Consider the following 17503-nt stretch of genomic DNA (forward strand, 5'->3'; position numbering starts at 1 on the left):
ATTCCTGATGAGAGAACCCATTCAAGCTGTGCAATCGGCATATTCTTACACCGATAGCCCGATTCGGACTCCCCCGCCAGATTTGGAATCCCTTCTGTTGAAGGAAAGGATTGTCTATCTGGGACTTCCCCTGTATTCGTCCGATGACATCAAACGCCAAGTGGGGATTGATGTTACTGAACTGATTATCGCTCAACTGCTTTACTTACAGTTCGACGATCCTGATAAACCTATCTATTTCTACATCAACTCCACGGGAACTTCCTGGTATGGAGGGGATGCAATTGGGTTTGAGACTGAAGCTTTTGCCATTTGCGATACTTTGGGCTATATTAAGCCTCCGGTTCATACTATTTGCATCGGTCAAGCCATGGGAACCGCAGCCATGATTTTAGCCGCGGGGACTAAAGGTTTCCGGGCGAGTTTACCGAATGCAACCATTGTTTTAAATCAAACCAAAAGTGGGGCAAGAGGTCAAGCAACGGATATCCAAATTCGGGCAAAAGAAGTTCTCGATAATAAGAGAACTATGTTAGAAATTTTAGCAAAAAATACCGGACAATCGGTAGAAAAAATTTCTAAAGATACCGATCGGATGTTCTATTTAACGCCAGAAGCAGCCAAGGAATATGGCTTAATTGATAAGGTGTTAAAAAGTCGAAAAGAACTTCCCGCATTGGTGGCAACGGTTTAAAATTAATTGAAGTTAAAAAGGTAAAAGCTATGCCGATTGGAGTTCCAAGTGTCCCTTATCGTCTTCCAGGTAGTCAATACGAAAGATGGATTGATATTTATACCCGTTTAGGTGTAGAACGCATTTTATTTTTGGGTCAAGAAGTCACCGATAGTTTAGCCAATCGGATTGTGGCACAAATGCTATATTTGGATGCGGAAGATTCTAATAAGCCAATTTATTTGTATATCAATTCTCCGGGGGGATCGGTAACAGCAGGTATGGCAATTTACGATACCATGCAATATATTAAAGCCGATGTGGTGACGATTTGTGTGGGTTTAGCGGCTTCCATGGGAGCTTTTCTATTAGCCGCAGGAACCCCCGGAAAACGGTTAGCTTTACCCCATGCCAGAATTATGATTCACCAACCATTAGGCGGGGCAAGGGGTCAGGCAACGGATATCGAAATTGAAGCCAGAGAAATTTTGAGAATCCGCAGTTTATTGAATGACATTTTAGTCACTCGTACCGGGCAAACTTTGGAGAAAATTCAGAAAGATACGGATCGGGATTATTTCTTATCTGCCCAGGAAGCCAAGGATTATGGTTTAATTGACCAAGTGATTGAAGAACGGGCGACCGTGGCTTTAACCGCAGGTTAAGGGTTAACAATTCACTATAATATTGGATGGGTTTTTCCCATCCATTTATCCTCTATTTGCTTTTCTATTTGTGAAATTTACTTCCCATATTATTAACTTAAGTCACTGATACAATTAGTGATGGATACAACAGACTATTACCGACAATTAGGGTTAAGATTAGGGGCGAGTTTAGAGGCGGTGAAAACCTCTTATCGGCAGCTTGCCAGACAATATCATCCTGACGTCAATCCTGGAAATGAAGTCGCTAGAGATAAGTTTATGGCGATTACAGAAGCCTATAAATTTTTATTAACTATCGCTAAATCAGAAGCGGAATTAGCACCCGTTACGGCTTCAAAAAAAACCGTTACATCGGGATCTAAAGTTCCCCAATATCAACCTACAAAAGTTAAAATCACGCCCAAAAGTCCACCGATTGAGTTTAATCCTGAATTAACAAAAGAAGAACAAAAAATTAAGGAAAATTCCTATTTACAGTTACAACAATTATTAAAATACAAGCGTTTTCCCAGGGCGATCGCATTAATTGAAGGTTTGGCCCAACGCATTCCCCATGATCCTGAAATTCGCCAATGGCAAGCGATTTCCTATCAACGTTGGGGACGACAATTAATTACGGAAAAGCAGGTTGATAAAGCGAGAAATTATTTAAAAAAAGCCTTAAAAACCGACCCCCATAATCGGGCATTATGGGCAGAAGTGGAACGGGATTTTAGACAGTTGGAAAAGATTTATTAATCTCTAGGTGCCGGGTTTTTGAACTATACTTTTGCGAAGATTTGTAAAAAAAGATAAAAAATCCCAATGATGCTTGATTTGCTGGGCTTTTTTAGGTATAATCGGGTCATTTATTATTTTCGCCTAAAATTTGTTATATGAGACACAAATCTCTAGTTTTCACCGGCTTAATTGCCTTGTGTAGTAGCTTTTTAGCACCTCAAACGGCTTTGAGTCAACCCGCACCAGGACAAAAAGGGTTTTTCTGCGATACCTCCACTGGAACCCCGACAACACTGTATCAAAACACCCAAGGAAGTCGAGAACCTTGGATTAAATGGGAGTCTGATGTGTTTTCAGGAGCAGGTTATGATCCCCTAAGACGGTGTACAGAAGTCAGTGGACGTTTAGAAACCTATCGCCAGAACAAACAGCTTAAATATATCACGGGAGGGATAATGAACAGTCAACCCGTCATCTGTACAGCCAGTCAAGTTAATGGTCGTTGTGAAGGATTGATTTTTACCCTAAAACCCGGTCAGGACGTGATCGCCACATTGAATAAACTGTTAGCTTGGCGAGAAGGACAAGCGGGTGTTCCCTCTCTGTCTGAAAGTGGCGCAATTCCTTATATTGATGTGAGTGGACGCTTGGAAAATGATAGCAATTCCGTGACTACTCCTCAATTAAATTCTCAACCCGTTGTTGCACCACAAACTACACCTAGCAACGGTTCACGGGAGCTTTAAACACAGATGAATTGCCATTTCATCAGGACTGGAATTTGTATAACAACACTGATGATTCTATCAGGACATCATCCCGTATTGGCAGAAATTCCAGAGATTAATCATCGTTTCACTGAACAGCAAACGGTCAATATTGAAAGATTAGCACGGTTAACAACGGTTCGTCTTTTAACCCCTAATGCTTCTGGTTCCGGTGTAATTATCCAACGACAGGGACAAACTTATACGGTAATTACCAATTGGCACGTTCTCGCATTTAGTCAGCAACAAACGGTGATTACTCCTGATGGGCAAAAGTATCAATTATTTGGAGCCAAACAGTTAGGAAATAACGATTTAGCGATCGCCCGTTTTAATAGTAACACCAATTATCAAATTGCTCCTATTAGTTCCGGTGCGATCGCAGTTGGAGAACCCGTTTTTGCGGCCGGATTTCCCATGTATGAAGAACACAATTTTCAAACCACCTTTGATCAAGGTTTGCAAGTGTTTCGTTTCACCCAAGGGATTATCTCTATTTTACCGCCAAAATCTTTACCGCAAGGATATCGTTTGGGTTATACCAATGAAATTCGAGTAGGGATGAGTGGCGGGCCAATTTTTAACAGTTGGGGGCAATTAATTGGGATTAATGGCAGACTGAAAAACCGTGATCCTGATTTTGGTGTTTATGCCTTTGAAGATGGCACAGAACCCTCTCAAGAAATGTTGGAATTAATGGTTAATTCCAGTTGGGGGATTCCGATTATTCCCTATTGGCATAATACCTTAATTCCTCAACCCGTAGGGGCGGGTTCCGTACAAATTTCTGATACCAACAGATCACCTTTCTAAACCCGCCCCACCCCACCGTTAATATTCAGTTAATCATTAATTTGGGGATGGGTTCGGGGCGGGTTTTGGGAGATTGTTTGTGGGTATTAAAGGTTAACGCGAACCCGCCCCTACGGGAAAATATTTGATTTTGTTTCACAATTTTGATTAATTGTCAATGATTCACAGAGGAAAATTATGAATAATCGATTTTTGGGTTTTAATTATGTACCCAGTATTTTTGTAGGAACTGTGGCAGCATTAGTAATTGTGCAACCTGCGATCGCTAAAACTGCAAAAGAAGTGGCTCAAATTGCAATTCCAACTACAGTACAGATTAACAATATAGTAGCCCCTAATTTGGGCGGTTCAGGAGTGATTATTTCTAAAAAAGGCAAGACCTACACGGTGTTGACTGCGAATCATGTGGTGACAAATCCTAATTCTGAGTATGTGATTCGGACTTCTAAGGGGAAAGAGCATAAAGTGACGGCTGTGAAGGGTTTTCAGAATAATGAAAGCGGGCCGGATTTAGCTGTTGTGATGTTTGAGAGTGGAGAAGAATATTCAGTAGCACCAATTAGTAATTCCGATGAAGCCGATATCGGTTCAGGAGTTTATATTTCAGGGTATCCTTTGCCAGCAGAGGGTAGTAAAGAACGGGAATATGCGTTTACGAATGGGCTAGTTTCTAACGTGCGATCGAGTAACGAGCGAGGATATACGATGCGTTATGATGCGGTGACGCGGCGGGGGATGAGTGGCGGGCCAGTTTTTGATGTTAGCGGTCGAGTAATTGGCATTCACGGAGAGGGAGAAACGGTGGGACTTGCAACTGTTAGCAAACGTGATGAGGCAAGTCAGGAAAGTGGAGAAGGTGGGCAAAGTGTAAAAACTACCGAAGGTCAAGAAGAGGTAAAAACTGGGTTCAATTATGCAATTCCGATTAATACTTTTGTGGGCATGATGTCGCAGGCGGGGATGGAGAAATCGGATTGCAAGATGGATAATAAAGCCACGGAAAATGTGGATGCAGAAAAAGTGGATGACACACAGGTTAATAATTGGTTTGATAATTTTGCTCAAGATTTAATTAAAGATGTAATTCGTAACGAAGTCCAGCGAGGACTACGGCATATTTTACCTTTTTAGCAACGTACCCTCCTCGTTTCTAGGCTCCGCCTGCGCTGACCTATTCAACTTTCATTTTAGAGGTTGACGAGGCAGAGCCTCTTTAACAGCATTCCGAGTTAACCCGCCCCTACGAGGTTAATTAGAAGATTATTTTAGTCATTGAGTTGAGGTAAATTATGCGTCGGATTCGTATTTTTGCTCTGGGTATTGTCAGTTTTTTTGCTGTTTTAATGGGTACTTTGTTGGCTCCGGGTACGTTTGTTAATCGCGCTTTATCGGCTGCACTTTGTACGGTTTTTAGTTTTAGTTCGACGGTTTGCACGGTGAATTTAGCTAAGTCTTCGGATCGGGTGGTGGCGGCGACTCCGCCTGCTGTGGAAAGGAATATTTCGGATTGGTTGGTGCAGCGAGATCCGGGGGAGTTTGATGATGCACCGAGTGTGCCGGCTGGGAGTAATCCGCAAGCGCCGCCTTTTCCTCAAGATCCGGGGCCGAATCAGCCATTGCGTCCTGATTTTGATAATCCTGGTTCGGGTCAACCTAATCCGCTACAATCCGATAAAGAGTCTTTAGCTGGTATATGGTTATACAGCATTTATGGCTCTTCATCAGAGAGTGAACTTGCTTATGTTGCTCCTGTAGAAATCACTGAAAGCAATGGACAGTTCACAATATCTACGTGTGAAACTAACTGTGGTCAACTTCAAACATCAACCAAGTTCCCAACAGAGAATTTCTTGACAGAAACCTATGAAGATATAATTATAACCTGGGTAGGTAGCCAAGACAGACAAACTAGATGGGCAATAATTCTTGACCAGAAAAATGGGGACGAAATTTATGTATTAATGGAAAAAATGAATTCTAGCCTGTCATTATATAATTCAAAAAATTTGAAAAATAGACAGAACTATAATTCTCCAATAGTTGTAAGCATGACTAAAAAAGAGTCTTTTTTGCCTCTACTTACAGAAAATCCATTCAGACCCGAATATAATAATCGAGAATATTTTGAGTCTGAAAAAAAACTGCGGGAATTTATTAAAAATAGCAAAAAAGACTCATTTGGTCGAAGAGATATAGCACCAGAACCCGTTAACAGTCAGCCACCAGCTACCAATCAGGCACCTACAACTAACAGACCAAGCACCAATCAGCCACCTACTACCAACAGACCGCCAATCCCTCGAACACCCGGATATGAGGGTCAAGGGCTTACCAATGAACAACTTAATCGTCAGCCACCAAGCACCAATCAGCCACCTACTACCAACAGACCGCCAATCCCTCGAACACCTGGATATGAGGGTCAAGGGCTTACCAATGAACAAATCTCTAGATCGCAACCAGTCAGACAGTGGGGAGGAACAGCCAATCTATCTAAGTACAAAGAAAAATTGGCGCGAATAGCAGATAAACTGGGCAAAGTAGGGGGCGCGATAGGCAAAGTTGCAGGAATTATAGGTAACGCCTACACAATAGACATCTCCAAAATATAAATTGGGAAGGATAGCAAGATGGTAAAATTGGATTTTACCCCAATAAGAGATGAGTAACTTAAGAGAGTATCTGGACAAGAATCCCCAGCAAGCAAAAAGGCTATTAGGGATGGAATATGAACAGTTGATAGAACTCATTCAAGCTGCGGAGTTATTAGAACAAGAAAAACGACAGGAACAAGAAAAAACTAAAATCAGGTTGATTAAAGCAGGTGGGGGTCGTCGCCAGAAATTATCTGTGGATGAACAAATATTACTAACTCTAATTTATCTGCATCAGATGCCCACATTTCAAATGTTAGGGTTACAGTTTGAAGTGAGTGAATCAACAGCGAATGATATTTTCCATAACTGGATAAAAATCTTCAGAGAATTACTACCAGCGAGTTTAGTTGAGCAAGTAAAAAAAAACGAGAGTGATTGGGAGTGGGTAGAAAAAATTCTGCTGGAATTTGAGTTAATAGTAGATAGCTATGAACAGCCCATGCAAAGACCAACAGACAATGAAGAGCAGAAAAAATATTACTCAGGAAAGAAAAAAACACATACGTTTAAAAATCAAGTGATTGTCATGCCAAATGGGAAAGAAATAGTGGATGTAGTAGTGGGTTATACCGGAGCAACAAGCGATCTAAAATTGTGGAGAGAAAGAAGCGAGGAATTGGGGAACAATCAAAAATACAGAGGGGATAAAGCTTATGTAGGGGAAACAGCAATTAATACACCACATAAGAAACCGAGAAATCAAGAAATATCGCTTGAACATCGAGAAGAAAATCGGTTAAAAGCCAAACAAAGGATTGTAGTCGAACATTTAATAAGACTGATAAAAATTTATCGAGTTGCTTCAGAAAGATTTCGGTTAAAGAGGGAAAATTATGAAGCAGTAATCTTGACAGTATGTGGACTAATAAGATGGCGAATAGGAGCGATTGTATTATCATCTAAGAATTGCCCATAATTCTTGTAAAAAATGATTGAATATCAGAGATAAAATTCATTAATTATTATTAATGTAACTGAAAAAGCCTATAAATCCGTTACTTTGGGAGAACCCGGCACAGGAGTGCTAGAGGTTCAAAAATTAGCGATAGATGGCATTTGGGGATTTTCGGAGATATCTAATAGGTAAGGGACTAGCGATCGCAGATTGGTGTTTAAACAATTTTGAAAAATGCAAAATTTGTGCAAGTGACAGAAAATGCCAGCGACTCCTCGATCCCACTGAACTGTCTGGGAAAATTCGAGATGTTGTAGACCCGCCAACACAACCTAGTCCCTCAAGTGGTAGCGCACCCGTCGTTACCAGCTTCACTTGTAATGGTGGAAAAACCTGCACAGTAGGATGGGGGTCAACGGCTCCGCTAATGTTCACCTATGAGGATAAAGATGGTAATGCCAGCAGTTGGGAAGTATCTGGTTATACTACAGGAACTCCTGTTGACAAAGAAACAATCTCACCACCCAATGGTAGTGGCACAATTAACTCTAAAGTAAAATGTGTTGGAAGTGGAAGTGGGGGGCCGAAGGATTATTCAAACTCTGTGACTGTAACTGATGTAACTGGTTTGAAAAGCAACAGTTTGTCTGTAACTGTTAAGTGCCATTGAATAAAATTTGTAAGGGCGGGTTCACCGATCAATTTTATCACCCACCAATAATCTTAATAAACCCGCCCTCACTCACCCAAAGAGGATATATTTGCACATTTGTATAGTTGACAAATGTGCAAATATAAATTATCCTATAATACTAAATATTCTACGTTATCCTTCAAAAAAATTATTAATAGTGAAACTGCCCAATGGTCATCTAGTAGATTTAGGCAATAAAATAGAAGAATATTCTCTAAATCTGAATCACCAAGCCGGAAAAAATAAAGCTATTTTGTTTGCCAGTAAGTTAGGCATTAACCTAGAAAATGCTGAACTGCTCAAACAGGCTTTAAAAGAAGCTGCTATCAACGAAAATGTTATTATTCAGAAAACCAATGAATACGGAACACATTACAACATGAAATTCTGGCTTCAAACCGAAGTAGGTGAGTCTCTGATTCTAGCGGCTTGGATCATCCGCTCAGGTGAAAATTTCCCTAGATTAACAAATTGTTATCCCGTCAAAAAGTGAGGCAAAAACAATGCAAACAATTAAAGACCTAGATATTGTTGCTTTAACAGAAGACATAGAAGCAACCCATTTTGAAACCAAAGAAATCATTAAATTATCTAAAGGACAAGTAGGAACAGTCGTAATGGAATTTGATGGCAGTGCCTTTGAGGTAGAATTTTCTCATCAAGATGGCACAACTTATGCAATGGAGACAATTCCCGCCACAATGTTAATGCTTTTACATTATGAATTAGTAGAATCTGTAAGTGCGCGATCGCGATGAATTTTGCCACTCATCAATAATCTTAATAAACCCGCCCCCGCCCAACCAATAACCCCTTTCTCGGATATGATTAAAGTATTGCTGTCACCTTGCCACAATTTTAATGTCTGCTTATGCCCAAAAAGATTCGAGAACTCAAAAGCCTACTGCTAAAAGCTGGGTTCACTTATCGTTATTATGAAATTACCTTATATAATTGTTATTCAATGGTCTGATGAAGATAACTGTTACAAGCGTGCATTTACCTGATTTTCCATCCCAGCAGTTCCACACTCACGGAGATACCTACGAGGAAGCTTTGAAGAATGCAGTAGAGGTATTAGAGCTTTTAGTTGAAGAATATCAGATAGATGGTAAATCTCTCCCCAAACCTAAAAATATAACAGAAAACCTTCTGTTTGCTTGAACATAGGTTGGAAGCGATCGCGCCTTAAAGAGTGGAGGCGACGGGTTTACATAATTTGTCGATGGGTATCAAATATCTGGGTGAACCTGCCCCTACAGGGATGGTGAAATGTGGAATTGACAGATAAGTAAAAAGGAATTATTATGGGAGACTAGAGGTTATTAGAGTATATTTTTGTATTGGGAGAGTATTATGAAATTTATTAAATATAACTTTGGTAAGCTCGTTGTTAATTATTAAACCAGCTTATCTTGCTGTTAGTTTATGAAAATATTTCTTTGGAATGAAGACAAAAATAATCAGCTTTTAGCGGAAAGAGAAATCTGTTTCGCTGACGCAATTCAAGCTATCAGTCAGGGAGATTTATTAGATGTAATCCAGCATCACAATCAACAAAAGTATCCTAACCAAAAGATTTTTATCATAAAAATTAAGGAGTATGTCTATCTAGTCCCGTTTGTAGAGAATGATACCGAGATTTTCCTCAAAACTATTATTCCCAGTCGCAAAATGACCAAAAAATATTTAGGAGTATAAAACATGAATTCTTTAGAACCAGAAGAAAAAAACTTGTTAGATAGTGTAGAAAACCAGGAATGGCAGAGTATTGCTAATCTGACTCAAGAAGTAGAGAATTATCGGGAATTTGCCCAAAATCATGTTACTAGACTAGCAGAAAGTCCGATTAGTATTACACTCGATCCAGATGTAGCGAAAGTATTTAAGACTTCCGAATTAGTTAATCAAGTTTTGCGTGTAATAATGAAAAAAAACCTAGCAGTTTCCCTAGAAGAAACTGAATCGTGAACTATCAGTTTAAGTTTGAATCCTGAATTGAGGTAAATTATGGATAGGATTAAGTTTTGGCGAATCGCTTTTATCATTTGAATCAATGTAGGGGCGGGTTCACCGATCAATTTGGCCACCCACCAATAATCTTGATAAACCCGCCCCCACTCAACGAATAACCTCGAATAACCATCCCCGCCTCACCGTTAAATTCAATAAACCAATGAATACGGCACACATTACAACATGAAATTCTGGCTGAAAACCGAAGTAGGTGAGTCTCTGATTCTAGCAGCTTGGATCGTCCGCGAGGGTGAAACTTTCCCCAGATTAACAAATTGTTATCCCGTCAAAAAGTGAGGCAAAAACAATGAAAACAATTAAAGACCTAGATATTGTTGCTTTAACAGAAGACATAGAAGCAACCCATTTTGAAACCAAAGAAATCATTAAACTATCTAAAGGACAAGTAGGAACAGTCGTAATGGAATTTGATGGCAGTGCTTTTGAGGTAGAATTTTCTCATCAAGATGGTACAACTTATGCAATGGAGACAATTCCCGCCACAATGTTAATGCTTTTACATTATGATTAAAGTGTTGGTGTCACCTTGCCACAATTTTAATGTCTGCTTATGCCCAAAAAGATTCGAGAACTCAAAAGCCTACTGCTAAAAGCAGGGTTCACTTATCGTTCGGCAAAAGGCAGTCATACCAGATGGGTTCATCATGAGCTACCTAATGAACCAATTACCATTGCTGGAAATGATGGCGATGATGCGAAACTGTATTTAGAGAGAGAAGTTAACCGAAAACTCGGAATATTGAAAGCCATTAAAGAAGAGGACTCGGAATTATGAAATTACCTTATATAATTGTTATTCAATGGTCTGATGAAGATAACTGCTACCTAGTGCATTTACCTGATTTTCCATCCCAGCAGTTCCACACTCACGGAGATACCTACGAGGAAGCTTTGAAGAATGCAGTAGAGGTATTAGAGCTTTTAGTTGAAGAATATCAGATAGATGGTAAATCTCTCCCCAAACCTAAAAATATAGCAGAAAACCTTCTGTTTGCTTGAACATAGGTTGGAAGCGATCGCGCCTCATTAAATTATCTAAAGGACAAGTAGGAACGTGGATACGAATATTTTGCTGCGGTTTGCCGATCGATCCAAATACTATCTCTGAACAATAAAAGTCGATCGGACATTTCTCTCAAATCCGATCACCCTTAAACCAACTCTACATAACACGCACTCCTTAATGCAAAATCTACGAGGGCGATCGCTCTTTTTTAATAAGTAACCCAAGGTAAATAATACGATATTTTCTAATTGTATCAGTAATTCTGGATTAATTTCACCAATTTTACTTCGCAATCTTGTTTTATCTAAGACTCGCATTTGATGACACAATGCAACGGAATCTTGAGCTAATCCTCCCTCACTGCCGGGAATAAAAACACAGGAAGGAAGAGAGGCACGGCGCAGATTATTTGTGAGAGGAATACTGATAACAGTAGTCGTGTACCTCGAAATAGTATCGTTCTGAAAAATAATTGTGGGACGTACACCAGCCTGTTCGGAACCTTGTGTGGGATCGAAGTTGGCAATCCAGATTTCACCTCGTCTGATTGTCATACTAAATCTTCATGTTTTAGGAGTTCTGCATATTCACTAATGCCGAGTTCTGCAAGTTGTTGGTCTTCTTCGCCAAATTCGCTGTAAAGTGCTGCTAAGTTAGTTTCATCAATTGCTGGAATAGTAACTAATCTGGCACGGAATTTTAGAAATGCAATAAATTCAAATACTTGTTTGAGTTGTTCTTGATCGAGCTTTTCTAACTCTTGTTGGATTAAATGTTTCATAGCAGTTATTCTTATTGTCAAGCTTTCTCGATTATAGAATAGAGGCGATCGCCTACCTCTTTGAATATAGCTGAATCCAAGAGGGCGATCGCGGAGAATTGTCACTATCAATGCGATCGCACCCAATGACTGTAGGGGCGGGTTCGCCTGAATATTTGACACCCATCAACAAATTATCAAAACCCGTCCCAACCCCACCGACCAATTAACAATTAATTCAATTTAATGGTTATTCAGTGATAGTTATTCGGGATTATTCGTTGGGTGGGGGCGGGTTTATTCAGATTATCGGTGGGTGACATAATTGATCGGTGAACCCGCCCCTACAAATTTGATTAAATCGCGATCACCCTTAAACCAACTCTACATCACACTGAAATTCCAAATAATTCCTGTAGGGGCGGTGCCCCCGTGCCCGTCCAATTGTAGCCGTTATAGCAGTGTCAAACCCTCTACGGAACTAACCGAATAGACATTAGGCAAAAAGTCAACATTTGGACCTGGCGCTGCCAGAAGATCGAATGATTGTTGACGATAATTAACAGTATCAAATAGTTGTCCCCCCCCTCCAGTCCCAATTGTAACGTCTAAGAAATTATCCAGGCTTGCACTACCCTGTCCTCCTAGCTCTGTACCGATATTGGTCAGAGTGAAATTAAACTCTCCTTGACCTTTTTTATCTTCTGGAATTAGAAATGTGGGATTTAAAATACCTTCCCGGCCACTACCCGAAATCTCTATATTTTTGCTGTCGTTGTCTGGATTCGAGTATTTGACATTCAGGTTACCAGTCTCCTGATAAGGGATAGCAGACGGCTTTACCTCTATTTTTAAGAAGGGAGTGGATGGTGTTGTTGGAGGCGTTACAGTTGGTGGAGGCGTTACAGGAGTAGTCGCAGGTTCGTCGCAGAAGCCTAACCCCAGACTCTTTCTGAGCGTCTTCATTCCATCCCCTTTGCTAAATCCGACTGTATTGGCAACCTTGTCGTAAAGCTTGGAAGTGAAGTTATAAGCAATATCTTTTCGTGCATCGTCCACTTGCCCAAAAAGATCCTTAGCAACTGCCTTACCATATATTTTGTTTACATTAGCAGCCAGTTCGCTTCTTTCTGTAACAAAATTGATTGCCTTTCTCGTTACTTTCAGGAGAGGACGCACAGCATTACCGAGTGCACTACCTTTAGCGAATAGTTTACCGAAAGGAATTAAACCAAAGGCTTCCCTGGCTATATCTCCATCATTACCATTGAGAACAAGGCAAACAGTATCGAACACTTTGACACCAGCAGAGGCTATCTCCAAAGCACCACCTACTGATGCTCCTATCAGCGCACTCTCCCCTAATGTCGCTGGAGCCGCCACAACCCCAACTCCTACCGCGATCAAGCCTCCAAGAGCAAGGTTATCGGAAACATCATTCTTTTCTGAAAGCTCGCAAAGTCCCTTAAATAATTCGCAGGGGGTTATTGATGTTGGTGCGGCTGGGGTAGTCGGTGTGGTTGGTATTGAGGGGTCACTTGGGCCAACTATGGTAGCAATCGTCTCCTCACTACCAGCCCCATTTTTTCGCTTGGCAACGATTGAACCGTCATCTTGCCGATCAAAAATTGATTTGCTGGTCGAACCTTGAACCTGAGCCTCCATCCGCTTACCGTCAGGACTCATGTTAAGGGTGTGAGCGGGCATACTGCTTTGAGGGCCAGGTTGGTAGCGCAACTCACGGGCGCTGATTTCATCACTCGATCGCTTAATATTGACAACATATTGACTGCCATCGCTGCCGTTCAAAATGAAATCATAGGTATTCGACCCGGTACTGCGGACAACAGGTGCTTCATAGGTGACAGTCTCTTCCGGGAGGGCGGGGTTAGCATCCAAATTAACGAAGCGACCGCGTAAATCGTCAGGTGCCGCCCCCTGAACCACTCCCAATACTGAATTGGTGCCAGCAACACGGATAATCGTACTCGATCGATTATTGGCGACCGTTGGTTGGAGCAATAGATCGGCCTCGGTGAGATCGAGATCGATCGCGATGAAATCTTCGCTTTTGTTAAAGTCTGTCAGAATATCTGCCTCACTCACGACAGATGTACCAGTATTAGAGCGCAGCACGAAGGTATCATTTCCAGAGCCACCCGTTAGTGTATCAATGCCAAAATCGCCGATGAGCAGATCGTTACCAGCCTCGCCGTTGAGAAGATCATTGCCACGACCGCCCCGCAAAACATCGTTATCTTCACCGCCAAACAGCGTGTCTTCCCCCTGATTGCCATTGAAAGCATCTATGCCCGCTCCACCGCGCAGTAGATCGTTGTCCTCGCCACCGCTAAGAACGTCATCGCCTTCATCACCCGCGATTGTATCCGCACCAGAACCGCCATAGAGCAAATCGTCACCAGCACGACCAGAGATAAAGTCATTTCCTGCGTTACCATTCAAAAAGTCTTCTGCGACAGAGCCTTGTAGTGTGTCGTTTCCCCCCAAGCCAAGGATACCCTGGATATACTGACCTGACTGATCGGGTGTCGCCGTAAATAGGTCGCCACTTTCAGATAAGCGAAAAGCGCGACCATCGCCGACTTGAGAAAGCGATCGCCTGATATTCGCAGTAGAACTGGGGAGAAATTCGTTTCCTGTGTTAGCATTTAATCGGTCTTGCGTAACAGAACTTTCTAGCGTATCGTTGCCCCCAGGGTTGAGGATACTCTGGACATTCTGAGCATTCGATACCGTTTCTTGAGTCGGGGCTTTTTTGAAGGGACAGCCGCAATCCTCTTGACTTTCTGCACTGCTACCATTCAGTAAGTCATTGTTCTTTTCTAACAAAGCTACATTGTCAGGCATTGTGTCTCACTTTCACTCAGATAAATTTGTGACTACTATACCTGACCTTGATTGCATTTGTCTTGACCAAAAAAGCCTGAGAAAGCCTGAAAAAGCCCGAAGTTTTACACAATTTTATTTTTCCTTGACTCAACATAAGCTCCCCAAGGAGGATCGCCCGTTGCAAGCCGTCCCTGACGAAAACGAACTGCTGAAATTGGTCGATTGCCTGATCTTCGAGAAAACGGGCAAACATCTCAACACGCTACAACAGCTAGTGTTTCAGGGAATGTATGATGGCAAAACCTACGAAACGATCGCGCACGACACCCGCTACACTACCAAATACGTCCGAGAAGTCGGCTACAAGTTGCTCAAAACTCTCTCGGTAGTTATGGATGAAGATATGCAAAAAGGTAATCTCAAAGCTGCTTGCGATCGCAGAAATATTAGCAATAACTCAAACTTCGGTAGGGATTATATTCATCAATACGTTGAATACGTCCACACCCTCAACCTCAAACCCTGTATTTCATCGCCTAGCGAATCTGACAACAATCAACCCACTGAATCCAGATTCAAAACTCAGAGCGAACGCCTCGAAATTGATGTCGCTGATGTCGTTTGCAAATTGCACAGTCAAGGTATCGAACCCTGCAAAATTGCTCAATTACTTGGTCTTCCCGATGGGGTGATCGAAACAATATTGCGTGAATTATCTTGACACTCTCGCCGTTAACCTTTCAGGTTTAACGGGAGTCCTCTTTTTGCATTACAGATAGATAAAATACTTCTTTTCACAGATTTAAGCGGATTACGCAGATTAACACAGATTAAAATCCGTGAAATCCGTGAAATCCTCTTAAATCCGTGATCATTATTTACCGTAGACGTTTTTCGTCTTCTCTACGTCTGCGATCGCGCCATTCAGCCACCGTTAAATAAATGACACCTCCGGTAAAAATTATCAACATTGAGAAAGCCAATAATACCAAAATCTCAACCAGGGTTAACTCTTGTAAAACTTCCATAGGTTAATTGAAACAGTGCAGTTTTTATCTATTTTAATTCAATTTGTAGAGGGAATCATGATTTGATTCACTCTACAACAATCTAGCAAAAGTATTAATCTGTGAAACTGGGTAACAGTAGTTTACAACAACCTCGCACAAAGCCCACGCGGTTCACCCGTGGGAGTGTCAAACCGCAGGTAACTCATCTAAAATGGTAAACCGAACATGATTAATTGCTAAGCTTCCCAGAGAGACTTTTTCGCGGTCAACATCAACCCCTTCACTGGTCAATCGTTGAAAGCGGATACCCTTGCCAATTTCAATATGATACCAAGCTAATCCCATAAAAAATCGCAGAGGATAGGGCCCACCTTCTTGAATATCATCGGGGTTAGATTCCATAGGAACCCAACCAAAACCAGGGATATAAAATTCCAACCAAACATGATTATATTCCGGTTCTAAAGGAACGCCTCGACGGTCAGCAAATTGCGGGCATTTATAACGTCCAATAGTTCGACAAGCGATGCCATTTAATCGGGCTAAAGCTAATAAAACCCCCACATATTCCCCACAGGAACCAATTCCTCGCTGCAAAACTACATCGGGATTTTCAATTTTAGAAGTCAGACTATAGGATAACTGATCATAGACATAATTACGAATACCTAAAAGTTTTCGGAGAAAATTAGTTTCATTGCGAATTGCTTCCTTGGCTGCGGCTTGGACAACTGCCGTATTCATAGCCAAATGATCATCATCTATAAAATATTTTTCGGGAAAATCCGAGGAAAGTTTAGGTAAATTTTCTACTTGACGGGGATGAATTTGATATTTAATACTCCGAACTTCTAACAATGCTTTCCAACCAAAAATCAAACGTTCCGTCGAAGTCAAAGGATTAAATTGAAATACCGCGACTCTTTCCCCATCTTCAAATTCTTCTCGAAAAGGAATTCCAATCGCCGAAACCTCTAAAACTTTCTGGCGATTTGTATTAGAAGGTAAGGCAATTCGCCATTCTAAATTTTCGATATGAACCGCATCTAAAGGTTCTAATTCCTCCACATAGGACATTTCAATCAAATAGCCATTAGATGTGGCGTAGTTTTCCTGTTGATTAAAATGAAAAGAGAGGGGATGGATAAAAGTACGATTGCGTTTTGCTAATTCAAATTGCTCATAGGAACTGGGATTATCTCGGATATAAAGTTCACTGCCAGCATAGGCTACATAGAGAACTTCTTCTTGGGTTTCCGGGTCAGTATAAAAGGTTAAACCAGTAGGAGATTCAAAGGGAGTTAACACACTAAATCGAGTTTCTCCTGTGGCTTTTTCCAAACAATAAACCGTCTGTTCTTCTCGATCGCAAACCCATAATTCTTCATTTCTAATCGTGAGGTTTTCTAGTCCAATCCCTGGGGCGGAAAAGCGGGTAATTTCTCGTTTGGTATTTTGACTATAAACTAGGATAGAAGCAATGCGATCGCAAGCAAAATAAAGAGTCGATTCATAAACCGCAATTCCAGTAGCTACATCGGGTAACAGTATAAACAATTGAGGTTCAAGATTAATAATAGAATTACCTTGAACAACCTGGGGACAAAAATAGACTTCATTGCCGCGAGTAAACCAAAGATTATCCTGCCAAATTGCCAAACCCGTCACATCTCTAAAAGCTAAAGTTAAATCAGGATTAACAACCGTTGCATTATCTGTTTTGGGGTCAATTTGCAGCAAAAATCCCCGGGAGGTATCAATCGCTAATAGGGTATTTCCTAACCCCGTTAAACCATATAAAGCCGAAACCCCAATAGGTCGAATTGTCCGAGGTTTAAAACCGCTATTTTTTCCAAAAGTCAATGAGTTAAGATTCATAGAAATTGTCATTATAGTTGAAACCAGGATATTTATTGATCGAATCAGGTCAAAGTTCAGACTTAAGATAGGCAA

22 protein-coding genes and 1 pseudogene are annotated in these 17503 nt (G+C 41.1%); 18 read left to right on the plus strand and 5 right to left on the minus strand.

What is annotated here, in order from left to right:
* Positions 1–7 precede the first annotated feature (7 nt).
* From NMG86_RS06395 to NMG86_RS06475, 17 genes and pseudogenes are all read left to right on the plus strand, one after another.
* Positions 8–694 carry an ATP-dependent Clp protease proteolytic subunit gene (locus NMG86_RS06395; RefSeq protein ID WP_026794325.1) on the plus strand — a complete coding sequence of 229 codons (687 nt, stop codon included), beginning with the start codon at positions 8–10 and terminating at the stop codon, positions 692–694.
* 29 nt (positions 695–723) lie between these two features.
* Positions 724–1338, plus strand: a complete 615-nt coding sequence (locus tag NMG86_RS06400; protein ID WP_026797263.1) for an ATP-dependent Clp protease proteolytic subunit — start codon at positions 724–726, stop codon at positions 1336–1338.
* Positions 1339–1458: 120 nt separating this feature from the next.
* A complete protein-coding gene (locus NMG86_RS06405) occupies positions 1459–2079 on the plus strand; it encodes a J domain-containing protein (protein ID WP_026797264.1) in 621 nt (206 codons plus the stop codon).
* Positions 2080–2216: 137 nt separating this feature from the next.
* Positions 2217–2807, plus strand: coding sequence for a COP23 domain-containing protein (locus NMG86_RS06410; protein WP_026798697.1), 591 nt, complete (start codon positions 2217–2219; stop codon positions 2805–2807).
* Between the two features lie 51 nt (positions 2808–2858).
* Positions 2859–3641 carry a S1 family peptidase gene (locus NMG86_RS06415; RefSeq protein WP_081694457.1) on the plus strand — a complete coding sequence of 261 codons (783 nt, stop codon included), beginning with the start codon at positions 2859–2861 and terminating at the stop codon, positions 3639–3641.
* Positions 3642–3818: 177 nt separating this feature from the next.
* Positions 3819–4772 carry a S1 family peptidase gene (locus NMG86_RS06420; protein ID WP_052338655.1) on the plus strand — a complete coding sequence of 318 codons (954 nt, stop codon included), beginning with the start codon at positions 3819–3821 and terminating at the stop codon, positions 4770–4772.
* A gap of 158 nt (positions 4773–4930) precedes the next feature.
* The gene (locus tag NMG86_RS06425) at positions 4931–6253 is read left to right on the plus strand and encodes a hypothetical protein (RefSeq protein WP_026798696.1); all 1323 of its coding nucleotides are present in this window, start codon (positions 4931–4933) and stop codon (positions 6251–6253) included.
* A gap of 49 nt (positions 6254–6302) precedes the next feature.
* A complete protein-coding gene (locus NMG86_RS06430) occupies positions 6303–7214 on the plus strand; it encodes an IS5/IS1182 family transposase (RefSeq protein ID WP_026788241.1) in 912 nt (303 codons plus the stop codon).
* 133 nt (positions 7215–7347) lie between these two features.
* On the plus strand, positions 7348–7863 hold the full coding sequence (locus tag NMG86_RS06435; protein ID WP_026797266.1) for a hypothetical protein: 516 nt from the start codon (positions 7348–7350) through the stop codon (positions 7861–7863).
* 181 nt (positions 7864–8044) lie between these two features.
* Positions 8045–8380, plus strand: coding sequence for a DUF6883 domain-containing protein (locus tag NMG86_RS06440; RefSeq protein WP_026797267.1), 336 nt, complete (start codon positions 8045–8047; stop codon positions 8378–8380).
* Positions 8381–8390: 10 nt separating this feature from the next.
* Positions 8391–8645: a DUF4926 domain-containing protein gene (locus NMG86_RS06445; protein ID WP_026797268.1), complete on the plus strand. Its 255-nt coding sequence runs from the start codon at positions 8391–8393 to the stop codon at positions 8643–8645.
* A 177-nt stretch (positions 8646–8822) separates the two neighbouring features.
* Positions 8823–9051: pseudogene (locus tag NMG86_RS06450) on the plus strand (type II toxin-antitoxin system HicB family antitoxin).
* Positions 9052–9315: 264 nt separating this feature from the next.
* On the plus strand, positions 9316–9588 hold the full coding sequence (locus NMG86_RS06455; protein ID WP_026794323.1) for a BrnT family toxin: 273 nt from the start codon (positions 9316–9318) through the stop codon (positions 9586–9588).
* A gap of 3 nt (positions 9589–9591) precedes the next feature.
* Complete coding sequence (locus NMG86_RS06460) at positions 9592–9858, plus strand: hypothetical protein (RefSeq protein WP_237747591.1); 267 nt, start codon at positions 9592–9594, stop codon at positions 9856–9858.
* Between the two features lie 352 nt (positions 9859–10210).
* Positions 10211–10435 carry a DUF4926 domain-containing protein gene (locus NMG86_RS06465; RefSeq protein ID WP_026789157.1) on the plus strand — a complete coding sequence of 75 codons (225 nt, stop codon included), beginning with the start codon at positions 10211–10213 and terminating at the stop codon, positions 10433–10435.
* Between the two features lie 39 nt (positions 10436–10474).
* A complete protein-coding gene (locus tag NMG86_RS06470; RefSeq protein WP_026789158.1) occupies positions 10475–10699 on the plus strand; it encodes a type II toxin-antitoxin system HicA family toxin in 225 nt (74 codons plus the stop codon).
* Complete coding sequence (locus tag NMG86_RS06475; RefSeq protein ID WP_026789159.1) at positions 10696–10923, plus strand: type II toxin-antitoxin system HicB family antitoxin; 228 nt, start codon at positions 10696–10698, stop codon at positions 10921–10923. The genes NMG86_RS06470 and NMG86_RS06475 overlap by 4 nt, the downstream gene beginning before the upstream one ends.
* Positions 10924–11022: 99 nt before the next feature.
* On the opposite strand, the gene NMG86_RS06480 is transcribed toward NMG86_RS06475, so the two are convergent.
* From NMG86_RS06480 to NMG86_RS06490, 3 genes are all read right to left on the minus strand, one after another.
* Positions 11023–11484: a type II toxin-antitoxin system PemK/MazF family toxin gene (locus NMG86_RS06480; RefSeq protein ID WP_081693654.1), complete on the minus strand. Its 462-nt coding sequence runs from the start codon at positions 11482–11484 to the stop codon at positions 11023–11025.
* Complete coding sequence (locus NMG86_RS06485) at positions 11481–11711, minus strand: hypothetical protein (RefSeq protein ID WP_043938010.1); 231 nt, start codon at positions 11709–11711, stop codon at positions 11481–11483. The genes NMG86_RS06480 and NMG86_RS06485 overlap by 4 nt, the downstream gene beginning before the upstream one ends.
* A gap of 432 nt (positions 11712–12143) precedes the next feature.
* Positions 12144–14558, minus strand: coding sequence for a calcium-binding protein (locus NMG86_RS06490; protein ID WP_052338656.1), 2415 nt, complete (start codon positions 14556–14558; stop codon positions 12144–12146).
* Between the two features lie 28 nt (positions 14559–14586).
* On the opposite strand from NMG86_RS06490, the gene NMG86_RS06495 reads away from it, so the two are divergent.
* A complete protein-coding gene (locus tag NMG86_RS06495; RefSeq protein ID WP_237747593.1) occupies positions 14587–15261 on the plus strand; it encodes a helix-turn-helix domain-containing protein in 675 nt (224 codons plus the stop codon).
* Between the two features lie 157 nt (positions 15262–15418).
* Here NMG86_RS06495 and NMG86_RS06500 read toward each other — a convergent pair whose 3' ends face one another.
* Positions 15419–15568 carry a hypothetical protein gene (locus NMG86_RS06500; protein ID WP_162832330.1) on the minus strand — a complete coding sequence of 50 codons (150 nt, stop codon included), beginning with the start codon at positions 15566–15568 and terminating at the stop codon, positions 15419–15421.
* Between the two features lie 168 nt (positions 15569–15736).
* Complete coding sequence (locus NMG86_RS06505) at positions 15737–17428, minus strand: transglutaminase-like domain-containing protein (protein WP_026797270.1); 1692 nt, start codon at positions 17426–17428, stop codon at positions 15737–15739.
* Between the last annotated feature and the right edge of the window lie 75 nt (positions 17429–17503).

This window comes from Planktothrix rubescens CCAP 1459/22, from assembly GCA_904830895.1.
In the GTDB taxonomy this organism is placed as follows: Bacteria; Cyanobacteriota; Cyanobacteriia; order Cyanobacteriales; family Microcoleaceae; genus Planktothrix; species Planktothrix agardhii.

Bases quoted from the DNA above. Each gene is read 5' to 3' on its own strand.
- NMG86_RS06460 (WP_237747591.1), top strand. From the start codon at position 9,592: ATGAATTCTTTAGAACCAGAAGAAAAAAACTTGTTAGATAGTGTAGAA.
- NMG86_RS06490 (WP_052338656.1), bottom strand. From the start codon at position 14,558: ATGCCTGACAATGTAGCTTTGTTAGAAAAGAACAATGACTTACTGAAT.
- NMG86_RS06505 (WP_026797270.1), bottom strand. From the start codon at position 17,428: ATGAATCTTAACTCATTGACTTTTGGAAAAAATAGCGGTTTTAAACCT.
- NMG86_RS06405 (WP_026797264.1), top strand. From the start codon at position 1,459: ATGGATACAACAGACTATTACCGACAATTAGGGTTAAGATTAGGGGCG.
- NMG86_RS06475 (WP_026789159.1), top strand. From the start codon at position 10,696: ATGAAATTACCTTATATAATTGTTATTCAATGGTCTGATGAAGATAAC.
- NMG86_RS06435 (WP_026797266.1), top strand. From the start codon at position 7,348: ATGGCATTTGGGGATTTTCGGAGATATCTAATAGGTAAGGGACTAGCG.
- NMG86_RS06395 (WP_026794325.1), top strand. From the start codon at position 8: ATGAGAGAACCCATTCAAGCTGTGCAATCGGCATATTCTTACACCGAT.
- NMG86_RS06420 (WP_052338655.1), top strand. From the start codon at position 3,819: ATGAATAATCGATTTTTGGGTTTTAATTATGTACCCAGTATTTTTGTA.
- NMG86_RS06485 (WP_043938010.1), bottom strand. From the start codon at position 11,711: ATGAAACATTTAATCCAACAAGAGTTAGAAAAGCTCGATCAAGAACAA.
- NMG86_RS06445 (WP_026797268.1), top strand. From the start codon at position 8,391: ATGCAAACAATTAAAGACCTAGATATTGTTGCTTTAACAGAAGACATA.
- NMG86_RS06500 (WP_162832330.1), bottom strand. From the start codon at position 15,568: ATGGAAGTTTTACAAGAGTTAACCCTGGTTGAGATTTTGGTATTATTG.
- NMG86_RS06400 (WP_026797263.1), top strand. From the start codon at position 724: ATGCCGATTGGAGTTCCAAGTGTCCCTTATCGTCTTCCAGGTAGTCAA.
- NMG86_RS06415 (WP_081694457.1), top strand. From the start codon at position 2,859: ATGATTCTATCAGGACATCATCCCGTATTGGCAGAAATTCCAGAGATT.
- NMG86_RS06470 (WP_026789158.1), top strand. From the start codon at position 10,475: ATGCCCAAAAAGATTCGAGAACTCAAAAGCCTACTGCTAAAAGCAGGG.
- NMG86_RS06410 (WP_026798697.1), top strand. From the start codon at position 2,217: ATGAGACACAAATCTCTAGTTTTCACCGGCTTAATTGCCTTGTGTAGT.
- NMG86_RS06465 (WP_026789157.1), top strand. From the start codon at position 10,211: ATGAAAACAATTAAAGACCTAGATATTGTTGCTTTAACAGAAGACATA.
- NMG86_RS06425 (WP_026798696.1), top strand. From the start codon at position 4,931: ATGCGTCGGATTCGTATTTTTGCTCTGGGTATTGTCAGTTTTTTTGCT.
- NMG86_RS06455 (WP_026794323.1), top strand. From the start codon at position 9,316: ATGAAAATATTTCTTTGGAATGAAGACAAAAATAATCAGCTTTTAGCG.
- NMG86_RS06480 (WP_081693654.1), bottom strand. From the start codon at position 11,484: ATGACAATCAGACGAGGTGAAATCTGGATTGCCAACTTCGATCCCACA.
- NMG86_RS06430 (WP_026788241.1), top strand. From the start codon at position 6,303: ATGAGTAACTTAAGAGAGTATCTGGACAAGAATCCCCAGCAAGCAAAA.